General features: G+C 42.7%; 21 protein-coding genes. 4 read left to right on the top strand and 17 right to left on the bottom strand.

What is annotated here, in order from left to right:
- Positions 1-29: 29 nt before the first annotated feature.
- From ADH27_RS06770 to ADH27_RS06730, 9 genes are all read right to left on the bottom strand, one after another.
- Positions 30-3017, bottom strand: a complete 2988-nt coding sequence (locus ADH27_RS06770; RefSeq protein WP_048716866.1) for a CocE/NonD family hydrolase — start codon at positions 3015-3017, stop codon at positions 30-32.
- 273 nt (positions 3018-3290) lie between these two features.
- Positions 3291-4361, bottom strand: coding sequence for an ABC transporter substrate-binding protein (locus ADH27_RS06765; RefSeq protein ID WP_048716864.1), 1071 nt, complete (start codon positions 4359-4361; stop codon positions 3291-3293).
- Positions 4358-5131: an ABC transporter permease gene (locus ADH27_RS06760; protein WP_048716861.1), complete on the bottom strand. Its 774-nt coding sequence runs from the start codon at positions 5129-5131 to the stop codon at positions 4358-4360. The genes ADH27_RS06765 and ADH27_RS06760 overlap by 4 nt, the downstream gene beginning before the upstream one ends.
- Positions 5128-5934: an ABC transporter permease gene (locus ADH27_RS06755; protein ID WP_048687974.1), complete on the bottom strand. Its 807-nt coding sequence runs from the start codon at positions 5932-5934 to the stop codon at positions 5128-5130. The genes ADH27_RS06760 and ADH27_RS06755 overlap by 4 nt, the downstream gene beginning before the upstream one ends.
- Positions 5915-7072 (bottom strand): ABC transporter ATP-binding protein, encoded by a 1158-nt coding sequence (locus ADH27_RS06750; RefSeq protein WP_048716858.1) that lies wholly within the window; start codon positions 7070-7072, stop codon positions 5915-5917. The genes ADH27_RS06755 and ADH27_RS06750 overlap by 20 nt, the downstream gene beginning before the upstream one ends.
- A 206-nt stretch (positions 7073-7278) precedes the next feature.
- Positions 7279-8181, bottom strand: a complete 903-nt coding sequence (gene murB / locus ADH27_RS06745) for a UDP-N-acetylmuramate dehydrogenase (protein ID WP_048716856.1) — start codon at positions 8179-8181, stop codon at positions 7279-7281.
- Between the two features lie 134 nt (positions 8182-8315).
- The gene (locus tag ADH27_RS06740) at positions 8316-9242 is read right to left on the bottom strand and encodes a hypothetical protein (RefSeq protein ID WP_048716854.1); all 927 of its coding nucleotides are present in this window, start codon (positions 9240-9242) and stop codon (positions 8316-8318) included.
- 157 nt (positions 9243-9399) lie between these two features.
- Positions 9400-10275, bottom strand: a complete 876-nt coding sequence (gene thrB, locus ADH27_RS06735; protein WP_048716852.1) for a homoserine kinase — start codon at positions 10273-10275, stop codon at positions 9400-9402.
- 1 nt (position 10276) lies between these two features.
- On the bottom strand, positions 10277-11563 hold the full coding sequence (locus ADH27_RS06730) for a homoserine dehydrogenase (RefSeq protein ID WP_048716849.1): 1287 nt from the start codon (positions 11561-11563) through the stop codon (positions 10277-10279).
- Positions 11564-11810: 247 nt separating this feature from the next.
- Between ADH27_RS06730 and ADH27_RS06725 the strand changes: the two genes are divergently transcribed.
- The gene (locus ADH27_RS06725) at positions 11811-12734 is read left to right on the top strand and encodes a polysaccharide deacetylase family protein (RefSeq protein ID WP_048716846.1); all 924 of its coding nucleotides are present in this window, start codon (positions 11811-11813) and stop codon (positions 12732-12734) included.
- Between the two features lie 57 nt (positions 12735-12791).
- On the opposite strand, the gene ADH27_RS06720 is transcribed toward ADH27_RS06725, so the two are convergent.
- The 8 genes from ADH27_RS06720 to ADH27_RS06685 all read right to left on the bottom strand — a co-directional run bounded on the left by ADH27_RS06720 (position 12792) and on the right by ADH27_RS06685 (position 20531).
- Complete coding sequence (locus ADH27_RS06720; protein ID WP_048687951.1) at positions 12792-13748, bottom strand: ABC transporter permease; 957 nt, start codon at positions 13746-13748, stop codon at positions 12792-12794.
- Positions 13749-13750: 2 nt separating this feature from the next.
- Positions 13751-14806, bottom strand: coding sequence for an ABC transporter permease (locus tag ADH27_RS06715; RefSeq protein WP_048716841.1), 1056 nt, complete (start codon positions 14804-14806; stop codon positions 13751-13753).
- Complete coding sequence (locus ADH27_RS06710) at positions 14799-16331, bottom strand: ABC transporter ATP-binding protein (protein WP_006596012.1); 1533 nt, start codon at positions 16329-16331, stop codon at positions 14799-14801. The genes ADH27_RS06715 and ADH27_RS06710 overlap by 8 nt, the downstream gene beginning before the upstream one ends.
- 137 nt (positions 16332-16468) lie before the next feature.
- Positions 16469-17524 (bottom strand): BMP family lipoprotein, encoded by a 1056-nt coding sequence (locus tag ADH27_RS06705; RefSeq protein WP_048687944.1) that lies wholly within the window; start codon positions 17522-17524, stop codon positions 16469-16471.
- A 78-nt stretch (positions 17525-17602) separates the two neighbouring features.
- Positions 17603-17992, bottom strand: coding sequence for a cytidine deaminase (locus tag ADH27_RS06700; protein ID WP_048687941.1), 390 nt, complete (start codon positions 17990-17992; stop codon positions 17603-17605).
- Positions 17979-18641, bottom strand: coding sequence for a deoxyribose-phosphate aldolase (gene deoC, locus ADH27_RS06695; protein WP_048716839.1), 663 nt, complete (start codon positions 18639-18641; stop codon positions 17979-17981). Before deoC ends, ADH27_RS06700 begins: the two co-directional genes overlap by 14 nt.
- A gap of 22 nt (positions 18642-18663) precedes the next feature.
- Positions 18664-19941 carry a pyrimidine-nucleoside phosphorylase gene (locus tag ADH27_RS06690; RefSeq protein ID WP_048716836.1) on the bottom strand — a complete coding sequence of 426 codons (1278 nt, stop codon included), beginning with the start codon at positions 19939-19941 and terminating at the stop codon, positions 18664-18666.
- Positions 19938-20531, bottom strand: coding sequence for a class I SAM-dependent methyltransferase (locus tag ADH27_RS06685; RefSeq protein ID WP_082160986.1), 594 nt, complete (start codon positions 20529-20531; stop codon positions 19938-19940). The genes ADH27_RS06690 and ADH27_RS06685 overlap by 4 nt, the downstream gene beginning before the upstream one ends.
- Positions 20532-20626: 95 nt before the next feature.
- On the opposite strand from ADH27_RS06685, the gene coaA reads away from it, so the two are divergent.
- The 3 genes from coaA (at position 20627) to ADH27_RS06670 (ending at position 22498) form a co-directional block, all read left to right on the top strand.
- Positions 20627-21547: a type I pantothenate kinase gene (coaA, locus tag ADH27_RS06680; RefSeq protein WP_048716833.1), complete on the top strand. Its 921-nt coding sequence runs from the start codon at positions 20627-20629 to the stop codon at positions 21545-21547.
- Between the two features lie 106 nt (positions 21548-21653).
- Positions 21654-21902 (top strand): 30S ribosomal protein S20, encoded by a 249-nt coding sequence (gene rpsT, locus ADH27_RS06675; RefSeq protein ID WP_023023719.1) that lies wholly within the window; start codon positions 21654-21656, stop codon positions 21900-21902.
- 65 nt (positions 21903-21967) lie between these two features.
- On the top strand, positions 21968-22498 hold the full coding sequence (locus tag ADH27_RS06670) for a DNA topology modulation protein (protein WP_048716828.1): 531 nt from the start codon (positions 21968-21970) through the stop codon (positions 22496-22498).
- Positions 22499-22574: the final 76 nt, after the last annotated feature.

The raw sequence follows: 22574 nt of genomic DNA, 5'->3' as shown, positions 1-22574 counted from the left end.
TAGGAAAGCTGGTGATTCAATCTATGTGACTAATTTTCTCTTTCTTTTAGTTGGACGATTCCCATTCCGACTATAAGAACGATTCCCAACACACTTGAAATGACTTCAAAGTTGGTGGTCATTCCAGTTTGCGGCAAATAAAGTCCTTCCTTACGAGTACTTCTTACTTGAGGGAGATTTTCATCTACCGTCTCTGATGTTTCTTGTTGGTAGTTAACAGCTAGTGGTACCAGCGTATTCTTCTTGCTAGTCTCAACTGCTAATGAACCTGACTCGTATGGTATATAATCCTTGTTTGGTGTCTGCTCTTTCTGATCCACAGTCTGCACAAGGGTATCCAGTGGATACTCTGGTAGGGGTTCTTCAACCAGTGGAAGTACCTGATAAGTTTCATCCTTTTCATTTGGAACATACCAAGCATAGCGAAGACTACTTTTTTGAACAGTTGGTATTTCTGCTACGATGGACTGTGTTTTCAAGCGATAGGAGTACGGATCATCCGTCCAGACATAGTTACTATCAAAGGTAGTAAAGACTAAGCCCAGTTTATGCCCCTTCTTAACCGTGTAAAGATTTGGTTGTAGATAGACGGTGTAGTTCCGAAACTCCCCTAGCTTGGGATCGATGCTACTACTTGAGCTAGCGGAGGCATAGCCTGCATCTGGATTGGCTAGGTTGATCCAACCAGAAGAGATGACCTTATACTTGGTTTTAATGGTTCCAAATTGCTTGTTAGGAATGTTTTTCAAATTACTTCCCATCCAGTAGCCTGTTTCAGAAAGGGTATTTAGAGGCATTTCTTGGTACTTGTAGCCTGCTTCATCATAAGTGATCTTATTGGATGCAACATCAAATTCCTCATCAGAGAGATCGACCAGTTGCACATTAACTTGATAGTCTTTGTGCTTTTGATCAGTCAGCTTGGCTAAGGCAGCTTGGAAATGGACAGGAATATGCCCTTTAATGGTCACATCTTCTGTCACTTCTGCTGTAAACAAAGCATTGGCAGTAGAGGATTGCTTGGTGGTATGAGAATCACGATTGGTCCAATCCATCCCTGCACCATAGTAATCATTATCAATGGTTTCTTCCTCACGTCTAGAAAGTGTCTTCAAGGTCAATTGATTGCTAGACTTCCAGCTAGAATAATGTTCCCATTTAGATGGATCATAGTTATTAGACACGGTTACTTCTGGTAAAGACTCTACCTGATTTTCTGCATCATATAGGTAGTGACTAAACCATAGATTGAGAAGGTCACTGACACTTTGTTGCCCCTCTTTAATTCCGAAGCGTTTATTGACAGGATAGATATGATCTCCTTGATAGAGATAGAGCTTCACGGGCTGGCCAGCCTTTTTCAAAGTCTCATACATCAGGTCAAAATGTTTGGTTCTGACATTATCATCATTCAACCCATGCATAACTAGAGCACTGGCCTTGAATTTTTCTGGATGAAGGGTATAATCACGATTCTTCCAGATATCGCTATAATTATAGCCATGTTTATGTTGGTCGCGATTCAACTGAGTAATGTAGCGGGCATAGTCCTCTTTAATTCTGTTCCAATCAGCCGGATCTAGAATCCGATTGGATACATAGACAGACAAATGTGACAAATCTCTATAAGGACCCACGTTAAAGGTCGTTCCTTGGCTGTTGTAATAATCATACCAACTCGCGATACCAGCCGCAGGGACGATAGTCTTCAAGCCTTCGACTCCTGTCGCAGCCACTCCAAAAGTAGTGGTTCCTGCCCATGACAGGCCTGTCATACCGACTTTTCCATTTGACCAATCCGCTTTAATAGCAATATTCGATGTCTTATCTGTATAAGCAACACGTTTGCCATTTAGCCATTCAATGACACTCTTATAACCAGCTACTTCCAAGTCACTTCCTGTTGTATTGATTCCCTCTGACTGATAGCTTCCCAATCCAGATGTTGTAACGACCGCATAGCCCCGAACCAAGAAATAGTTGTACCAGTTAATATTTTCATAATCGTAGCGTGTGAAGGTTGCATCACTTTCGTTTGGATTTTTATAGTACCAGTCTTTGGAATCCGCCTTTTTAGCATGTTCTAAAGTTGTGGTAGAACCAGTTTGCCTACGAGGATCTACATAACGATAGAGTTTCTTGTTGTCAAACTCGCCCTCCTCTTTTAGACCAATTTCTCCAAGGGTTTCCTTATTAGTCGTTCCCGCTACGTAAGGACTTGCCTCATAGATGGTCGAAGCCTTATAATCTCCATTGGCAGCTGCTTTCGGAAGTTGGACAAATGTTTTAATGAGGTCCCTTTTCCCATCACCATCTGTATCATAATCTGACTCAACATAGACAACAAAGCGGACAATGTCACTCTTTTCATTGGAATAACCAGTTTCTACATCACCTGGAGTAAAAGGAAAAATAGGCTGGGTCTTTCCATTAAGGATGAGAGGTTCTTTTTTCTCTGCACGATAGGCCTCTTTCAATTTCTTAGCGATTGAAATCATATGGTTTAGATTCTGGACGGGCTCATCCTTGCCTACTCCATCTGGAATCATCCCCAAGCTCTTTGCAAACTCAAGTCGATCTTCAAGCGTTGCACCTGTTTGGTCCGGTTTGGCCTCCGCCCATTTCAGCAACTCGTCTGCTGTTTCCCCTATGGTCAAATTTTGATTTGCTACATTTGGATTTTCAATCAAACTAGAGAGTTTTTCCGGCGTATCTGAAACCGATAAAGGTTTCGGTAGCTCTTCTAAAGTATTATTTGTTTCAGTTAGCTTGCTAGCGTCCCCCTCCACTGGACGCTCTATCTCAGTATCTGCCTCCACTACTGACTCAAGGCTTCCAGTTTCAGACTGAGCATTTGTTTGTGAATTCTCAGTAGAAATAGCTTCTGGAGAACGAACTAGCTCAGAAACTGCTTCGGTCGGCTTTTCAGCCTGTTCCTCAGCTTGAACCTGATTGGCTATTACTATAGGCGATAGTAATAAAGCAGAAAGAATAAAAGTAAGCTTCTTTTTCCTCATAATGAAACTCCTTTAAAATTGTAGAAATTTGAAAGAAGGAAGGCCTTCTGACAAAATGACAACGTTTACAACTTTATTGTAGTCTCTCTACACTTTATAGTCAAATCAAATAAAAAGGCATTATCAAAATATAATCTTTCTGAAAGTTGAAATAATTGAAAGAACCCATGAGAAAGGTATTTTCGTTTTCAATTCTTCTTTTCACACAAAAAAGCAAGTTTCAATCCGGTTTTTACCGGTAGAAACTTGCTTTAGCTTTTATAGAATTATATCCTACTTCCGATACATCTTCACTTGTAGGTAGAGGTCGTTATAGATGCCCAACCACTTCTTACCAAGTTGTTCATAGACTTCTAAGTTCTTTAGCGTGTCATCACTTGGGTAGAAGGCCTGGTCCTCTTGGACCTCTTTTGGTAGCATCTTCTTAGCTTCTTTATTCGGTGTAGAATAACCGACATAGAGAGCATTCTTATATGCATTTTCTGGGCGAAGCATGAAGTTGATAAAGGCATAAGCTGCTTCTTTATTCTTCACGGTCTTTGGAATGACAATATTATCAAACCAAAGGTTGCTAGCTTCTGATGGGACGACATAGCGGAGGTCCTCATTAGCCTCTAGCATTTGACTGGCTTCACCGGAGAAGGTCACCCCAATAGCCGCATTGTTTTGGATCATGTAGCCTTTCATTTCGTCGGCTACAAGAGCCTTGATATTGGGCATCAAGGTATAGAGCTTATCAACAGACTCTTGTAATTGCTGAGGATCCTTGGAGTTGAGGCTGTAGCCTAAGCTATTGAGTCCAATCCCCATGACCTCACGCGCCCCATCGTACATCATAATGTCATTCTTGTACTCTGGTCTCCATAGATCAGCCCAGTGTTCTGGAGCCTTGTCGACCATCTTGGTGTTGTATATGATACCAAGGGTCCCCCAGAAGTAAGGAACTGAATACTGATTGTCTGGATCAAAATCCAAGTTCAAGAAACGTGGGTCGATATTGTCTAAGCCTTTCAATTTAGACTTATCCAACTTTTCAAGCAGGTTCTCGTCCATCATCTTGGCGATCATGTATTCACTTGGAATCGCTATATCGTAAGCCGTCCCCCCTTGCTTGATCTTGGTGTACATGGCTTCATTGGAATCAAAGGTATTGTATTGGACTTGAATGCCTGTCTCCTTGGTAAATTCCTTGAGCAATTCTGGATCGATATAGTCTCCCCAGTTGTAGATGACCAGCTTGTCACTGTCTTTTGGATTGGTCTTGGCTTCAAGACGGGCACTTAGTCCCGCTAACACGAGGATGACCACGACAATCCCTAGCAAGAATGAATAGAGTTTTTTCATACTGTCTCCTCCTTCTCTCTAGTGATGAAGTAATAGCCGACCACCAGTAAGATACTGAAGAGGAAGACCAAGGCAGAAAGGGCATTGATATTCAACGAAATCCCTTGACGAGCCCGTGAGTAGATCTCAACAGACAAGGTCGTAAAGCCATTTCCTGTGACAAAGAAGGTCACCGCAAAGTCATCCAAGGAATAGGTAAAGGCCATAAAGTAACCAGCAATGATGGCAGGTGTCAAATAAGGAAGCATGATTTCCTTCAACATCTGTACCTGAGTAGCTCCTAGGTCATAGGCCGCATTGACCATATCACGGTTCATTTCCTTCAAGCGCGGCAAGACCATCAAGACCACGATTGGAATAGAAAAGGCCACGTGACTCATCAAGACAGAAGCAAAGCCCAGCTGGAACTTGATGGTCGTAAAGAGGATCAGGAAGCTAGCCCCAATCATAACGTCAGGTGCCACCATAAGGATATTATTGACGGACAAAAATGGTCCTTCAAACTTCTTCTTAGACTGGTAAATGTAGATCGCCCCAAAGGTCCCAATAATAGTCGCAATCAAGGCTGACAAGAAGGCCAAGAGGAAGGTCTGTGAGAGGATCAACATGAGACGCGTATCCTCAAAGAGACTTTGGAAATGCTCCAAGGTAAAGCCTGTAAAAGCATTCATATCCCCGCCAGCATTAAAGGCATAGGCAATTAAGTAAAAGATTGGTAGATAAAGGAGCAAGAAAATCAATCCTAAATAGATACGTGAAATCTTTTTCATCGTTCACTCCTTTCTCTCGTTACCCACATGACTAAGAGCATAGCAAGGATCAAGACGACCCCAATGGTGGATCCCATTCCCCAGTTTTGCGTCGTAAGGAAGTGTTGCTCGATGGCAGTCCCCAGAGTAATGACCCGGTTTCCTCCGATCAAACGCGTCAACATGAAGAGACTCAAACTTGGAATAAAGACTGATTGGACACCGGAGCGAACCCCGTTCATCGACAGTGGGAAGACAACTCGACGGAAGGTATCCCACTTGTTAGCTCCTAGGTCATAGCTAGCATTGATGAGGTTTGGATCCAAATCATCCAAGACATTGAAGATAGGAAGGATCATAAAAGGCAACTCAATGTAACTAGCAACAAAGATGAACGAAAAGTCCGTAAAAAGGATCTGTTGCGGACCGATTCCGATGAAGCTCAAGAATTGGTTAATAGATCCCCCTTGACCAAAAATCCCGATAAAGGCATAAGCCTTGAGCAAGAGGTTGACCCAGGTTGGAAGGACAATCAGCATGAGCCAGAGTTGGCGGTGCTTAAGCTGGGTCAAAAAATAAGCTGTCGGGTAAGAAATCAAAAGCGTCACAAAGGTAACGATCCCAGCATAGAGAATGGAGTTGAAGCTCATCTTGAGGTAGGTCCAATTCTGCGCTGTAAAAAAGGTTTGGTAGTTCTCTAAGGAACCTTGTCCTTGGACATTGACAAAGGATTGCCAAATAATCAAAACTACGGGAGCCAAGACAAAGAGGAGGATCCAGAGAAAGTAGGGAACCACAAAGAGGTTAGAGGTTGTTTTCTTCATCTCTTTCCTCCTCGATGGCATTGATCAATCCGGCTTCTTGCTCTTCCACTTCTACGTATTCTTCGATCCGAGCATCAAACTCTTCTTCCGTTTCATTGAGACGCATGACGTGGATATCTTCTGGCTCAAAGTCCAGACCGATTTCCTCACCCACGATAGCCTTACGGGTTGAGTGGATCATCCACTCATTGCCCAATTCATCATAGGCGATGATCTCATAGTGTACCCCACGGAACAGTTGGGTATCCACTTTTACCTGGAGCTTACCTTCTTCGGGCAGGGTGATTCGCAAGTCTTCGGGACGAATGACGACTTCGACCGGTTCGTTTGGTCTCATCCCTCCATCGACTGACTCAAAGCGTTTACCGTTGAATTCTACTAAGTAGTCTTCAATCATGATCCCTGGAAGGATATTGGACTCACCGATAAAGGTCGCAACAAAATGGTTAATGGGCTCATCGTAGATATCAACTGGCGTTCCTGATTGGACGATTTCTCCTTCGTTCATGACAAAGATCCAGTCACTCATCGCAAGCGCTTCTTCCTGGTCGTGGGTTACAAAAACAAAGGTAATACCCAAGCGTTGTTGCAATTCACGGAGCTCATACTGCATGTCAGTCCGTAACTTCAAGTCAAGGGCAGACAAGGGCTCATCCAAGAGGACTACTCGCGGTTCATTGATAATCGCCCGTGCAATGGCTACCCGCTGGCGTTGACCACCAGAAAGTTTCTGGATGGACCGTTTCTCAAAACCTCCCAATTGCACCATCTTGAGGACTTCTGTTACTCGTCTCTCGATTTCAGACTTGTCAACTTTCTTCAAACGGAGAGGGAAAGCAACATTCTCAAACACATTCATATGTGGGAAAAGGGCATAGGATTGGAAGACGGTATGGACGTCCCGTTTATTGGTCGGTACATCATTGATCCGAATACCATCCAAGAGGACATCTCCTGTCGAAGCGTCTAACAAACCAGCAATGATGTTCAGAATCGTTGATTTACCAGATCCTGAAGCACCGAGGAGGGTATAGAATTTCCCTTCTTCCAACTCAAAGTTGATGTCTTTGAGAACCACTGTATCACTGTCTTCAAATACTTTTGAGACATTTCTAAACTCAATAATTGGTTTTTTCAATTCACATAAATTCCTTCTTTTTCATGCGTTTCCTTCTGAGACCAACCATTAGTCTCATAGGCTGACGAGCAGACTCGTCAGGCCACCAACACCTCTCGGGGACTTATAAGACTGCCCCACCTATTTTCGGTATCGATAGGCACTCACCCCCCCTTCTAAAGTAGAACGGGTCTACCCTAGAGTAGCCCCTATTCCATCTCGAACCGTTAATCTTTTCCAATAATACGGACTTCGCGCTCCAAGGTCACCCCAGATGATTTTTCAACTGTCGCAATGACATGGGCAATCAAGTCTTCATAATCTTTGGCAGTACCATGATCGACATTGATCATAAAGCCGGCATGCTTTTCAGAAACCTCCACACCACCAATTCGATGCCCTTTCAATCCTGCTTCACTGATCAATTGACCCGCAAAGTGCCCGACTGGTCGTTTAAAGACCGAACCACAAGACGGATACTCAAGTGGTTGCTTAAGCTCACGCAAATGAGTCAAGCGAGCCATTTCTTGATCGATCTGATCATAATTACCAGGTGCTAAGGCAAACTTGGCAGAAATCACTACGTCACCAGTTTCTTGAATCTTGGAATGGCGATAGCCAAAAGCTAATTCTTCTGCTGTTAAGGTTTTAATTTCTCCTTCTGGCGTCAAGACCTTACATGATTGAAGAATATGGGCAATCTCACCGCCATAGGCACCAGCATTCATATAGACTGCTCCACCGATGCTACCTGGAATCCCACAAGCAAATTCAAAGCCTGTCAAGCTATGGTAGCGGGCTACATGAGTCACATCAATTAGCTTAGCTCCCGCCTCCGCTTCAATCACATAGCCATTGACTCGGACGTCATGGAAATGATCAAACATGATCACAAAGCCTTCAATCCCACTGTCACGGACGATAATATTGGAAGAATTCCCCAAGACCATCCAAGGAATTTCCTGAGCATTAGCAAAAGTGACAATTCGTTTTAATTCATATTGATTTCGTGGAAAGGCTAAATAATCTGCCACTCCTCCAACCTTGGTATAGGTGTATTGTTTGAGTGGCTCATTGAACAAAATCTCAATACCAGCCAACTCCTCTTTGATTTGCTTTAGGATTTCCATCTCACAACTCTCTTCTATACGTTATCTTATCCATTATAACAAAAACCAGCCCACTTTTCGACTCAGAAGTAAAAAAACAGAAGCAGCCAAAGGACCGATTCTGTTTTAATATTTTTAAACAAGGGTTAATTGAATTAGCCAATCTTACGTGCAATGCCACGTGTCTTATGAGTGGACAAGGCTGAACTAATGGCAACCCCACCCCCAATAATAGTGAAGACTGCCAACATAAAGAAGTTAAAGAAGTATTTTTCAGGTGCTTCACCATTTAGAACAAGGGTATTGATCAAATCAAATCCATCACTAAAGTCGACTCCAAGTTGCTTAACTGCTTCTAAAGCGTAGTCAAATTGGTGCACGAGAACAATCGTCACCAACAAGAGAATGCTAGAAATAACTGCTCCAAGTTTACTAAATTTCTTCCCTAAGATTTCATAGCCTTTGACAACACAGATACCAAGGATAAAACCAGCATAAAAAGCTACGTAGCCGAGGCGGGCAATGAAAAGAGTAACAGCTCCTCCGATAATGGCACCAATAAAGGCACCGACTGTTCCAAGAAGGACATTTTCTTTCTGACTATTATACGAATCCGTTTCAATCTTCAGTTGAGTACTGAGCTCTTGGAAGCTATCTTCGTTCATCAAGAAGAGGGAATCTCCAATCTGATAGAGACCAACTGGGCCTTTTTCACCAGAGTAGCCACAAACAGTGTAGAAGCCATTGGTTTGCAAAAATTGCAGGATTTCTGTTAAGGCTTGACGAATGTTTTCAATTGTTTTTGCTTTAGTCATTCCAGCTTTTACAGTGAAAGTTGTGACATATTGGTTGAGGCTAATGCTCTTCAAAACAGAAGAGTCTTTCACCATTTGATGCAATTGGGCCGCTGCTTCTTCTGCATCATCACGTGAAACAGAAAGCGCAATGCTGAAGACATTTTTTGTGTCTGTTTCACTCATTAAGAAGAAATAGCCAGAGTTCTCCCCATAAATAGATGAAGTTTCAGGATCATACTGGAATCCAAGTTCCGTAGCAAGTTGATTACGTTCAAAGTCTTTCATTAGAATTACAATCTCCTTTACAATTCTATCTATCTTACGAATAATTGTTTATTATCCTAAAATAATTTGATAGACAAATAATTTATAGAACTATTTTATCATAGATAAATAAAATTAGATAGACTAATTTAGCCTATCTAATCATTTTTTCAACAAATCAGGATTCGCTGCCCTCAATCTTCACACCAGTTGTGTCAATTTTTAAAGAGAAGACCTGACCATTTAAGTCCTTAGATTCCAAGTCTTTAGCAAAGGCTTCTGCATGTTCAACAGGGAGTAAGGTCATAATAGTTGGACCTGCACCAGAAAGGTAAGTGGCATAAGCATCGTGTTGATGTGCAACTTCTTTCACCTGAGGGAACTCTACAACCAACTGTTGGCGGTAGCGTTCATGGAAGCGATCCGCTTCGATAGCTTTCCCTGCGACTCTCAAGTCTCCCTTAGCAAGGGCGGCAATAGCCACGTTTGCGATTGCACTAGCTGCAACAGCCTCCTTATAAGTCCACTCACTTGGAAGGACATTTCGACTATCGCTGGTCTTGAGTTCGTAATTGGGAACAAAGGCTACCAAAGCACATTCAGGGAAGGGAAGGACCAAATGATTGGTCTGCTGATCCACATAGCTCGCTACGACCAGATTTCCAAAAATGGCTGGCGCTACGTTATCCGGATGCCCTTCGATTTTTGTCGCAATTTCTAGTTTATCTTCATCACTTAGGGTTAGCTTGCCCAGTTGATTGGCCAACTCAATCCCCGCTACGATAACAGAGCTGGATGATCCCAAACCACGCGCCAAAGGCACTTCACTGGTCATCTTGAGATGATGAGGAGGCAAATCAGATGCAACTTGGAGAGCAGTTTGAAGCAAGAGATTCTCTTCATTGCTTGGAATCTCTTCACCCAAGTCATGTTCAATCCACCAGTTTTCTTGCGCTTCTAGCACATCAATGGTCAAATACTTAGAAACAGCAATCCCTACAGAATCAAATCCTGGACCGACATTGGCACTGGTCGCTGGTACTGTAATTCTCATCTTATTCTCCCAATACTTTAAAGGTATTCAAGAGTTCGAAATTCGGCTCTGAATCCAGTTTTTCAACCAAGTTCTTGAATTGTGTCTGGTTCACTTGGTGAGTAATGATCACGACGCTTGCATAGTTGCCATCTGAGTCTTCTTGGAGGATTTGCTTGAAGGAAGCTCCTTCTGCATTAAAGATCTCCGCGAGACGCAAGATTTGACCAGTCGCATCTGGTGCCATGATTGAGAAATAGTAGTTATTTTTCACATCTTCTGGTTTAGCCAATTGAAGAGGGCGGCTGTATTCATTGAAGGCTTTACCGATCGTTCCTTCTTTTAGACGACGGACAATACGCACAATGTCAGCTACGACACTTGTCGCTGTCGGTTTTTGACCAGCACCTGGTCCGTAGTACATAGACTCACCAATCCCGATCGATTCCACATAGACTGCATTCATGACGTCGTTCACGCCAGCAAGTGGATGTTGTTTTGGAAGGAAGGTTGGGGTCACTTCTGCTGCAATCCCTGACTCTGTTTCAACAATGGATCCGACAAGCTTGATGACATAACCAAGACTTTGAGCGACTGAGACATCTTGAGGAGTGATTTGGCTGATCCCTTTATGACCCACTTGATCAAATTGGATGTTCATCCCAAAGGCGAATTGGCTCAAGATCACCATCTTGTAGGCAGCATCGATCCCTTCGACGTCATTGGTTGGATCACTTTCAGCGTAACCTAGGCGTTGCGCTTCTGCTAAAGCATCTTCATAAGTCCAGCCTTCTTCGACCATTTTTGTCATCATGAAGTTGGATGTTCCATTGACCACACCAAGCACTTTGGTCACCTTGTCTGAGGCCAAAGAATTCACCAAGGTGCGAAGGATTGGGATTCCACCAGCCACAGCAGCTTCATAATAGAGGGCTACTTGGTGTTTTTTAGCAATCTCTAGCAATTCACTTCCATGAACGGCAAGAAGGTCTTTGTTAGCAGAAACCACATGCTTACCAGCTTCAAGAGCACTGGTGATAAAGGTTTTCGCTGGCTCGATACGGCCCATCAACTCGACCACGATGGCAATGTCATTGTCTTCAATGATCTCATCAACATTGGTCACAAAGTTATAGTCATGACCAGCAGCTTGCAAGCTTTCCTTTTCCGCATCATCGCGAACCAAGACCTTGGCAATCTCAATCTCATCTTGAGCAGCTTGGCTGATCTTCTCATGGTTTTCTTTTAATAAAAATGGTACGCCACTGGCAACAGTACCAAATCCTAGTAAGGCAATTTTAACAGACATGTTGGTCTCCTTAAAAATCTAATATAGTCTATTATATCAAAAACAAACCCCTTCTGACTAGTTCTATCGCCTTCTTCCTCTAAAGAACTCCACTTTCTCAGATTTAAATCTTCTCACTAAACCTACTAGCAAGCCATTCCTTCAAAAACCGACGAGGTTCCCCAAAATTTTACTCCATTTGTAACTTTGTCTTGAAGAGATTTCCTGCCCCTATGATATAATGATAATGAATTAGAAAGGGGTCTCTATGAATCACCGAAAAAGACGTGTCCCAAAGAAAATACGCTTACTACTTATTTTAAATGCTTTTCTCCTATCTTGCATCTTCATTTTAGGCTTTCTCCTATTGAAACGGGGTCCTAGCACTCCCGTTGCTGACAAGCAAGTTACAAATACAAGTCAGACTATGAGGCAGGCAGAAACAAATAAAAGCCAGTCTACGAAGCAGCAAGGCTCTACTACTAAATGGGTAAAACAAGATCAACCTGTAAAAATCCCTATTCTCATGTACCACGCTGTTCACACGATGGCTCCCTCTGAAGAAGCCAATGCCAATCTCATCGTGGCACCAGAAACCTTTGAAAGTCATCTCAAAGCTCTTAAAGAAGCCGGCTACTATACCTTGACGCCTGAAGAAGCTTATCGGGCGCTTACTAAAAATGAACTACCTGAAGGGAAAAAAGTCGTTTGGTTAACCTTTGATGATGGAGTTGCCGACTTTTATACCATTGTCTATCCTCTCCTAAAGAAATATCAAATGACCGCAACCAACAATATCATTACTTCTTTTTCTGACGAAGAAAGACCCAGTGTTTTAACCTTCGATCAGATCAAAGAAATGAAAGCGCAAGGTATGACCTTTGAGAGTCATACGGTATCTCACCCAGACTTAGCCCAATCAGATAGCTCTCGTCAGGAATCTGAACTCTCAAATTCCAAACAAGTACTAGACAAGAAACTCAACCAGACCACTACTACCATTGTCTACCCAGCCGGTCGCTACTCTGACGTCACCATGGAACTAGCAAGAAACAATGGCTACAAAATGGGCTTAACGACCAATAATGGACTAGCTAGTCTAGACGATGGTCTCTACTCACTAAAACGGCTGCGGATCTTACCGACTACGACAGCTGAAAACCTACTTGCAGAAATGCAAACCAATCCATAAGCACAAAAAAGCACGAGTCCGAATGACTCGTGCTTTCTTTCTCCATAAGGGAGGCTTTTATTTCGATTTGATGTAGTTCACACCATCTGCTTTCGGTGCAACCGACTTACCAAAGAAGGCTGCTAAGACGATGATGGTCAATACATACGGAGCAATACGGAGGTAAACTCCTGGAATATGGGCAAGGAAAGGAATCTGCGTAGATACAACTGCCAAGGCTTGTGAAAGTCCAAAGAATAGACTGGATAGCATGGCACCGATTGGGCTCCATTTACCAAAGATCATTGCCGCTAGGGCGATAAATCCTGGTCCCACAATGGTAGTGGCAGAGAAATTGACAGAAGCAGATTGTGCATACAAGGCACCCCCAACTCCTCCTAAGAATCCAGAGATGAGCACACCATAGTAACGCATGAGGTAAACATTGATACCGAGGGTATCCGCAGCTTGTGGGTGTTCACCAACTGAGCGAAGGCGAAGACCGAATTTCGTTTTAAACATGATAAACCATGCTACAAATGAAAATGCAATCGCTACATATCCCATTAAGCTAGTATTCTTGAAGAAGATATCGCCAATGACAGGGATATCAGACAAGAAAGGAAAATCAAATTTACCAAATGACAAATCAATGTTGTTGGTTTGGCCTTTTCCGTAAATGGCTTTTACCAAAAAGACAGCTAGGGCAGGAGCCAACAAGTTCAATACCGTACCACTCACCACGTGGTCAGCACGGAAGTTAATAGTCGCTACCGCATGGATGGCAGAGAAAATAAGACCAACCAAACCACCTGCAAGGAGAGATAACCAGATTGTCATGCCTCCAAGAGAGCCAGCAAAAGTCAAGTTAAACACGACTCCTGTGAAAGCTCCCATAACCATGATCCCTTCCAAACCGACATTAACGACACCAGCATGTTCGGAGTAGGCACCTCCGATACTAGTGAAAATGAGGGGAGCAGCATAGACCAGCATATTCGATACAAGAATCGTTAGTATAGCAACAATATTCATCCTTACTCTACTCCTTTCATTTGTTTTTTAGGCTTGATGTATTTTTCGATAATATAGTGAGCACTTACAAAGAAGATGATCGAAGCTGTCACAATATTAACAAGTTCTGGTGGAATAGTCGCTGTGGTCATACCTGGCGCACCTGTTTGCAAGGTTCCAAGCAAGAAAGCAGCAAAGACAATCCCAATAGGGGAATTGCTAGCAAGCAGAGCCACTGCCATCCCATTAAATCCAACAGCCAAGGAACCAGCTTGAACATAAACATTCTGGAAGGTACCAATCCCTTCTACAGCTCCACCGATTCCACAGAGGGCACCTGAAATTACCATAGAAAGAATGATGGTACGTTTAGCTGACATCCCTGCATAGTCTGAAGCATTCGGGTTAAGACCAACGGATCGGATCTCAAAACCAAGTGTTGTTTTCTTAATAATGAACCAAATAACTGCAACAGCAATCAAGGCGATAAAGATACCGATATTCATCCGTGACTTAGTCAATTCCGTCAGAAAGCCTAAGCGATAACTTGCATTTGCCCCAACTGTAATACTGGATTCAGAATCGACCATGAACTTTTTAGGGAAGTTCCGGATAATTTCATTTCCAGCAAACAGTACGATGTAGTTCATCATAATGGTAACGATGACTTCACTCGTCCCTAAAAATGCTCGCAGAAGTCCTGGAATCAAACCAATGAGACCACCGGCAATTGCAGCTACAAGGACCGTCAAAGGAATCATTAGGATACGCGGAATATCTGGGAAGGACAAAGCAAACCATACTGCCGCAATCCAACCAGCCAAGGCTTGTCCTGGTAAGCCGACATTAAAAAATCCAGCTCGACTGGCTACCGCAAATCCGAGAGCGATCAAAATCAGCGGCCCCATAGTACGGAAAATTTCACCCACATTTTTAATGGAACCAAAAGCTGTCTTGAAGAGTTCTTCATAACCCCAAAGAGCATCATAACCAAAGATCCACATGATAATGGCTCCGAGGACGATTCCTAGGATTACAGAAATAAAAGGAATAGCAATTTGTCTTGTATTTTTATTCATTTGAAGCCTCCTTGATTTCTCCACCAGCCATAAGAATACCAAGCTCTTGTTTGTTGGTCTCAGATGGCTTCACAATACCTTGGATTTTTCCATCATGAATAACAGCAATCCGGTCGGATAGATTTAGAATTTCATCTAATTCGAAGCTGACAACGAGGACGGCTTTCCCTTTATCACGTTCACCAATCAAACGTTTATGGATGTACTCAATCGCACCAACGTCCAATCCACGTGTCGGTTGGCTAACGATCAACAAATCTGGATTCCGATCAACTTCACGAGCAATAATGGCCTTTTGTTGATTTCCTCCTGATAGAGCACTTGCTGGAACAATCTCGTTTGCTGCACGAACGTCAAATTCTTCCATCAACTTGCGGGCATAGGAATTAATTTGATTGTAATTCAAAACACCATTTTTGCTAAGTGGTTCTTTGTAGTAAGTTTGAAGTGCGATGTTTTCAGAAAGCATCATTTCGAGCACAAGACCATCACGATGACGATCTTCAGGCACGTGGCTGACATTCATTTCAGTAATCTTACGTGGGGAAAGGCCAACAACTTCTTGTCCCTTAATTTTGATACTACCTGATTTGACTTTACGGAGTCCGGTAATCGCCTGAATCAATTCACTCTGACCGTTCCCATCAATCCCTGCAATCCCGACAATTTCGCCTGCGCGAACATCAAGAGATAGCTCTTTGACCGCAGGAACACCACGGTTTTCATTCACGACCAAGTCAGAAATTGCAAGAACCACTTCTTTAGGCTGTGCTTCTTCTTTTTCTGTTACGAAAGAAACTGAGCGCCCAACCATCATTTCTGCCAAATCTTTATTGGTAGCACCTTCGATACCAACAGTTTGAATAGATTTACCACGACGAATAACTGTGACACGGTCTGCAACGGCACGAATTTCATCTAGTTTGTGAGTGATAAGGATGATAGATTTCCCTTCTTTAACAAGGGTTTTCATGATTTCCATCAACTCCAAAATTTCAGCAGGAGTTAACACTGCAGTAGGCTCGTCGAAAATCAGAATATCAGCTCCGCGATAGAGTGTCTTCAGGATTTCTACACGTTGTTGAGCACCGACAGAAATATCTTCAACTTTTGCGGTAGGATCCACAGCCAAGCCGTAGCGTTCTGACAACTCAAGGATATCTGCATTAGCTTTTTTCAAATCTAATACACCTTTATTAGTAACTTCGCTACCAAGAATGATATTTTCTGCAACAGTGAAAGCTTCCACCAACATGAAGTGCTGGTGAACCATCCCGATCCCTAGAGAAGCAGCCTTTGAAGGAGAATCTAGTTTTTCAGACTTCCCATTGACCACAATTTCTCCGCTCGTTGGTTCCAAAAGACCAGCCAACATATTCATCAGGGTTGATTTCCCAGCTCCATTTTCACCAAGAAGTGCATGAATTTCACCTTTACGCAATTCGAGGTTGATTTTGTCGTTTGCGACAAATTCACCAAAGATTTTGGTAATTTCACGCATCTCAATGACGTTTTCGTGTGCCATTCGAATATTCCTTTCTAGAAAACTATATTTTATTTCAGTAGGACCTGCTAAACGAGTTAGTAAGTTCTATTGAGACAAAATGTCTCAACACCTCATAAAAAAGCGACCCAAGAAGGATGGATCGCTTCTGGAAGGTTTTATTTCTCAGGTGCTTTTACACTACCATCGATAATTTGTTTTTTAGCATCTTCTACTGCTTTTTTAGCATCTTCAGAAAGATTAGAAGTTGTCAAATCAACACCACCATCTTTCAAACCAAATGTGATCACTTTTCCACCTGGGAATTTGCCATCAGCAGTTTGAGTTGCGATTTCTTGAACAGTTTTACCAACTTGTTTCAAAGTAGAAGCCAATACGAAGTTAGATTCTTTACCATCTTTTGAAGTGTATTTACCTTCATCAACTTGGTCACGGTCTACACCAATAACCCAAACTTTTTCGTCTTCGTTTTTCTTCTCGTTCAAGTCTTTTGCTTCCTTGAAGACACCAGCTCCTGTACCACCAGCAGCTTGGTAAATAACGTCAGCTCCTGCAGCGTATTGTGTCGCTGCAATGGTTCTACCTTTTTCAGGGTTGTTGAAGTCTTCAGCATATTGTACGTCTACTGAAATGTCTTTGTTTACAGACTTCACGCCTGCTTCAAATCCTTTTTCGAAACGAGTGATAACTTCACCACGTGCTCCACCGATGAAACCAACTTTGTTAGTCTTAGTTGTTTTGGCAGCAGCAACCCCTGCAAGATAAGCAGCTTCATTATCTGCAAAAACAGCAGATGCTACGTTCTTTTTATCTCCTACAACAGAGTCAATGATAACATAGTTGATATCAGCATTTTCATCTGCAGCAGCTGTAACAGCTGGAGCAAGTTTGTAACCAACACCGTAAACTAATTTGTAGCCGTTTGTAGCAGCTTGGCTAAAGTTATTCGCAAAATCTGCTTCACTTGTAGATTGGAAATAAGTGAATCCGTTATCTTTAGAAAGACCGTTTTCTTTACCCCAAGCTTGTAGACCTTCCCATGCAGATTGGTTGAATGATTTATCATCAACACCACCTGTGTCAGTAACGATAGCAGCTTTTAAATCAGTTTTTGCATCTGAAGAATCTTTGCGAGACGCACGATTTCCACATGCAGCAAGTCCGATTGCAGCGACAGTTACTAGACCTAGGCCTAACCATTGTTTCTTGTTCATTTCTGAACCTCCTAAATAAGATATGCAACTAAGTTGCGGATTAATGAAAGGGTCAATAGACCGCCTTTACAGATGTTACTAGGTAAGATCTGTAAAGGAATATGGAAGCAATTCCTTGACCGTCATCACGACCGTCGATTTATCTTTGGCTACCAGAGTAACCGGTAGGTCTGGCTCGAAAAATTCAGCCATCACCTGGCGACAAGCACCACAGGGTGAAACTGGTTTTTCCGTCTGACCATAAATAATTAATTCCTTAAATGAACGCTCTCCTTCTGAAACAGCCTTAAAGATGGCTGTCCGCTCGCCACAATTGGTCAAGCCGAAGCTCGCATTTTCAATATTGACGCCTGTATAAATCTTCCCCTCATCTGTCACAAGAACAGCTCCAATTGGAAAATGAGAATAAGGTACATAAGCATTCTCACTTGTTTTTACAGCTAGGTCAATCAACTCAGTAGTCGCCATGGGCTACTTCTCCCTTCATGATGGCTACTCCAGAGGAAGTGCCGATTCGGTTAGCACCCGCTTGGATCATGGCTTGTGCATCCTCAAAGCTACGAGTACCTCCAGATGCTTTCACTCCCATATCCGGTCCAACAACCTGGCGCATAAGGGCAACATCCTCAACAGTTGCTCCTCCAGTAGAGAAACCAGTTGAAGTTTTGACAAAGTCTGCTCCTGCCAATTTGGCAATCTGGCAAGCCACTACTTTTTCAGTTTCAGTTAACAAGCAGGTTTCGATTATCACTTTTACCAAGCGATCACCACTTGCATCTACAACAGCCTGAATGTCCTCTTCTACTAATGTCAGATTTTTTGATTTCAAGGCACCGATATTGATGACCATATCGATCTCATCGGCTCCATTTTGGATGGCATTTTGAGTTTCAAATGCTTTAACAGCTGGTGTATTTGCGCCAAGAGGGAAACCAATCACTGTACACACTTTTACATCTGAATCCCGAAGTCCTTCTACAGCGAAGTTGACCCAGGTCGGTTGGACACAAACACTTGCAAAATCATATTCTTTCGCTTCTTCGATCAAAGCCTCGATTTGTTCTTGTTGTGCATCAGGTTTTAATAATGTGTGGTCAATATATTTGTTTAATTTCATTAATAAATCTCCCCCAAATGAATTACGAAACAATTTCAATAATTTCTGAAACGCTTACAACCTTGTCTAGTATTTTAACATTTTTTTGGAATTCTGCAATGGTTTTTTGACTAATTTCTAAATTTGTATAAATAGTTGCAACAAGGTCGCCTTTTTGAACAGGATCCCCAACTTTCTTAGCAAAAACAATCCCTGTTTCATAATCTAAATCATCTGATTTGACTGCTCTGCCAGCCCCAAGACGCATAGCGAAGAGTCCGTGTTCCATCGCAGGCAAGGCTGCAATATAGCCATCCTCTTCTGCATAGACAGGCACTTGTTCTTTTACCTGAACTGGACGATAGAGATTGTCTAAATCTCCACCTTGAGCAAGGACCATTTCTTCAAACTTCTTCAGTGCTTTGCCGGCTGTCAGATGCTGCTTGATTTCTTCCAAGCTGGCCGTCACCCCGCCGAGTTCAAGCATAATTTGAGCCAATTCACAAATGAAGTGAGTCACATCTTCTCTGCCTTTGCCTTGAAGAATATCTAGGGCTTCAAGAATTTCGAGACGGTTCCCGATGCTGGTTCCTAAAGGCTGGCTCATATCTGTCAAGACAGCAATGGTCTTACGACCAACAGCATTACCAAGATCCACCATGGTACGAGCCAGTTCACGCGCCTCTTCAATGGTCTTCATAAAGGCTCCTTCTCCAACGGTGACATCGAGAAGGATGGTATCCGCTCCAGCTGCAATCTTCTTACTCATGACCGAGCTGGCAATCAATGGAATTGTATCAACCGTCGCTGTTACATCCCGAAGTGCATAGAGAAGCTTATCCGCCATGACCAATTGGTCCGACTGTCCAATGACAGAAAGGCCAATCTCTTGTACTTGTTTAATGAACTCTTCCTGGGTCCGCTCAATTTGGAATCCTTTAATGGATTCTAGCTTATCGATGGTCCCCCCTGTATGTCCAAGACCACGACCGCTCATCTTGGCAACTGGGACGCCAAAACTAGCCACTAGAGGTGCCAGTACAATTGTTACTTTGTCCCCTACACCACCTGTTGAGTGTTTGTCCACCTTGATGCCTTTAATAGCGGAAAGGTCGAATTGCTCCCCTGTCTCCACCATCTTCATGGTCAAATCTGAAATTTCTCGGGTCGTCATCCCCTTGAAATAAACCGCCATGGCAAAGGCAGCCATTTGATAATCAGGTACTGTTCCAGCCACATAGCCTTCGATCAACCAATGAATCTCATCTTTACTCAACTCAATGCCATCACGTTTTTTCTGAATGATATCTACAGCTCTCATGTGACTTTTTCACTCCTTAAAATATAATAACCTTTGTCTTTTTTGAGGATTTCACAATTCCCAAAGACTTCCTCCATTTTGGCCTTCGCACTTGGAGCTCCCTGTTTTTTCTGGATGACAATGGTTAAGTCTCCACCAGGATTCAAATGGTCAAAACTTCCAGAAAGCACTTCATGGACTACCTTTTTTCCAGCCCGAATGGGAGGGTTACTGATAATATGATCAAAACTTCCCTCAACCTGATCATAAACATTTGATTGAAAGATAGTAGCTTCGACCTTATTTAAAGCCGCATTTTTCTTAGCTAGATCTAAAGCCCGTGTATTGACGTCTACCATAGTAGCATGGATCCCTTGGGCCTTAACCAAAGAGAGACCAAGTGGACCATACCCGCAACCAACATCCAAAACCGTCTCTCCTTGCTGGAAGGACAAACAAGATAAAAGGACCTGGCTACCAAAGTCGATCATTTTCTTACTAAAAACACCGGCATCCGTCAGAAATTTCATCCGCTCCCCTAAAAGAACCACCTGTAACTCATGGATATCATGTTGGGCATCTGGATGTTCGTCATAGTACATTTTACTCATATTAGCATTATAGCATAATTTAACCTATTTTTAAATCGTTTACAGAAGATCTCAAAACTGATATACTAAAGGTCACTATGGAGGAAAGGCTTGCAATGGAAAAAGAATTTCTACACTTCGAAAAGATCAATCGACAAACTTGGCAAAATCTCCACCGGAAATCAACCCCTCCTCTATCTGAAGAGGAATTGAATTCAATCAAGAGTTTTAACGACCTCATTAGCTTGCAAGATGTAACAGATATCTACTTACCCTTGACACATCTGATTCAAATCTACAAAAAAGCGAAAGAGGATTTAGCATTCTCAAAAGGCATTTTTCTCCAACAGGAAAGTAAAAAACAGCCTTTTATGATTGGAATTTCAGGGAGCGTGGCTGTCGGCAAATCAACGACGAGTCGTCTCCTTCAAATCCTTCTTTCTCGGACCTTTTCAGATTCTACTGTTGAATTGGTGACCACCGATGGTTTCTTGTATCCCAACGCCACCTTGATTGAACAAAACATTCTCAATCGCAAGGGCTTCCCTGAAAGTTATGATATGGAGCTCCTTTTGGATTTCCTCAATCAACTCAAAAATGGTCAAAGCTATCAAATCCCCGTCTATTCTCACGAGATTTATGATATCGTCCCTGACCAGAAGCAAACCATCCAAGCTGCGGACTTCATTATCGTGGAAGGGATCAATGTCTTTCAGAATCCCCAAAACGATCGGCTCTATATGACAGACTTCTTTGACTTTTCCATCTATGTGGATGCTGAGGTTGCCAATATTGAGTCCTGGTATATTGATCGCTTTAAAAAGTTGTTAGACCGTGCGAAAGATGACCCAAGCAACTACTACCACCGCTTTACCAAGCAACCTGAAGAAGAAGTCCTCGCCTTCGCTCATCAGGTATGGGAGTCGATCAATCTCTTAAATCTAAAAGACTATATCGAGCCTACCCGGAACCGAGCCGAACTGATCCTGCACAAATCTGCCAACCATGAGATCGACGAAATCTATCTCAAGAGATAAGAGTTTTAAGACAAAATGATCTTTAAAAAATAGCGATTCGAAGAAAAATTAGTTTGGGCTTGTCAAAAGAAAAGTTTTCAGATATAATAAGAGAGTTAGATTATCATTGGAGGTGAAAAAATTGGCAAACATTAAATCAGCTATCAAACGCGCTGAATTGAACGTTAAACAAAACGAAAAAAACTCAGCTCAAAAATCAGCTATGCGTACTGCAATCAAAGCTTTTGAAGCAAACCCATCTGAAGAACTTTACCGCGCTGCTAGCTCAGCTATCGATAAAGCAGAAACTAAAGGTTTGATCCACAAAAACAAAGCTAGCCGTGATAAAGCACGTCTTGCAGCAAAACTTGGCTAATCAAGCATTGCATACAAAATGAGCTCTCCGGAGCTTTTTTTGTTGCTTCCAAATGAGGAGAAGACATGAAAATTATGATTATCGGCTATTCAGGATCCGGCAAGTCAACTTTGGCTGAAAACCTAGCCCGCTACTACTCCATTCCAAAGCTCCACATGGATACTCTTCAATTTCAACCGGGTTGGATAGACAGTGACCGAGATTGGATGGAGCAAGAAATGAAACAGTTTCTCAGCGATCATAGAGACTGGGTTATTGATGGCAATTACTCTTGGTGCTGCTATGAGGAGAGAATGGAGCAAGCCGACCAGATCATCTTTCTCAACTTCTCTCGTTGGAACTGCCTCTATAGAGGGTGGAAACGATACCGCCGTTATAAAGGACGAGTCCGTGAGAGTATGGCAGAAGGCTGCCCGGAACGCTTTGACTGGGAATTCATCCGTTGGATTCTCTGGGATGGACGAACAAAAACTGCCAGAGAAAGGTATCAAAACATCCACTCCACCTATCCCGAAAAATTCATCTCTCTCAAGAACCAAAAGGAACTGGACCGTTTCCTAGATAAAGTAAAAAGAGAGTGGGACAGAAATCGGTAATTCGTTAGAATTCGATTTCGTTGTCCCACCTCCGCACAGTTGAGTAGGGCTGTAAAAGCTGATGAAATCAGCGTAG

The sequence above is a fragment of the Streptococcus sp. 343_SSPC genome (genome assembly GCF_001072385.1).
Lineage (GTDB): Bacteria > Bacillota > Bacilli > Lactobacillales > Streptococcaceae > Streptococcus.
Note: the sequence above shows the minus strand (reverse complement) of the source record. Positions and strands in the feature narration are given on the sequence as shown.

Bases quoted from the DNA above. Each gene is read 5' to 3' on its own strand.
- ADH27_RS06715 (WP_048716841.1), bottom strand. From the start codon at position 14,806: ATGAATAAAAATACAAGACAAATTGCTATTCCTTTTATTTCTGTAATC.
- ADH27_RS06755 (WP_048687974.1), bottom strand. From the start codon at position 5,934: ATGAAGAAAACAACCTCTAACCTCTTTGTGGTTCCCTACTTTCTCTGG.
- ADH27_RS06710 (WP_006596012.1), bottom strand. From the start codon at position 16,331: ATGGCACACGAAAACGTCATTGAGATGCGTGAAATTACCAAAATCTTT.
- ADH27_RS06685 (WP_082160986.1), bottom strand. From the start codon at position 20,531: ATGAGTAAAATGTACTATGACGAACATCCAGATGCCCAACATGATATC.
- ADH27_RS06760 (WP_048716861.1), bottom strand. From the start codon at position 5,131: ATGAAAAAGATTTCACGTATCTATTTAGGATTGATTTTCTTGCTCCTT.
- murB (WP_048716856.1), bottom strand. From the start codon at position 8,181: ATGGAAATCCTAAAGCAAATCAAAGAGGAGTTGGCTGGTATTGAGATT.
- coaA (WP_048716833.1), top strand. From the start codon at position 20,627: ATGGAAAAAGAATTTCTACACTTCGAAAAGATCAATCGACAAACTTGG.
- ADH27_RS06700 (WP_048687941.1), bottom strand. From the start codon at position 17,992: ATGGCGACTACTGAGTTGATTGACCTAGCTGTAAAAACAAGTGAGAAT.
- ADH27_RS06720 (WP_048687951.1), bottom strand. From the start codon at position 13,748: ATGAATATTGTTGCTATACTAACGATTCTTGTATCGAATATGCTGGTC.
- ADH27_RS06770 (WP_048716866.1), bottom strand. From the start codon at position 3,017: ATGAGGAAAAAGAAGCTTACTTTTATTCTTTCTGCTTTATTACTATCG.
- deoC (WP_048716839.1), bottom strand. From the start codon at position 18,641: ATGAAATTAAACAAATATATTGACCACACATTATTAAAACCTGATGCA.
- ADH27_RS06690 (WP_048716836.1), bottom strand. From the start codon at position 19,941: ATGAGAGCTGTAGATATCATTCAGAAAAAACGTGATGGCATTGAGTTG.
- thrB (WP_048716852.1), bottom strand. From the start codon at position 10,275: ATGAGAATTACAGTACCAGCGACCAGTGCCAATGTCGGTCCAGGATTT.
- ADH27_RS06730 (WP_048716849.1), bottom strand. From the start codon at position 11,563: ATGTCTGTTAAAATTGCCTTACTAGGATTTGGTACTGTTGCCAGTGGC.
- ADH27_RS06740 (WP_048716854.1), bottom strand. From the start codon at position 9,242: ATGAAAGACTTTGAACGTAATCAACTTGCTACGGAACTTGGATTCCAG.
- ADH27_RS06765 (WP_048716864.1), bottom strand. From the start codon at position 4,361: ATGAAAAAACTCTATTCATTCTTGCTAGGGATTGTCGTGGTCATCCTC.
- ADH27_RS06670 (WP_048716828.1), top strand. From the start codon at position 21,968: ATGAAAATTATGATTATCGGCTATTCAGGATCCGGCAAGTCAACTTTG.
- ADH27_RS06725 (WP_048716846.1), top strand. From the start codon at position 11,811: ATGAATCACCGAAAAAGACGTGTCCCAAAGAAAATACGCTTACTACTT.
- ADH27_RS06705 (WP_048687944.1), bottom strand. From the start codon at position 17,524: ATGAACAAGAAACAATGGTTAGGCCTAGGTCTAGTAACTGTCGCTGCA.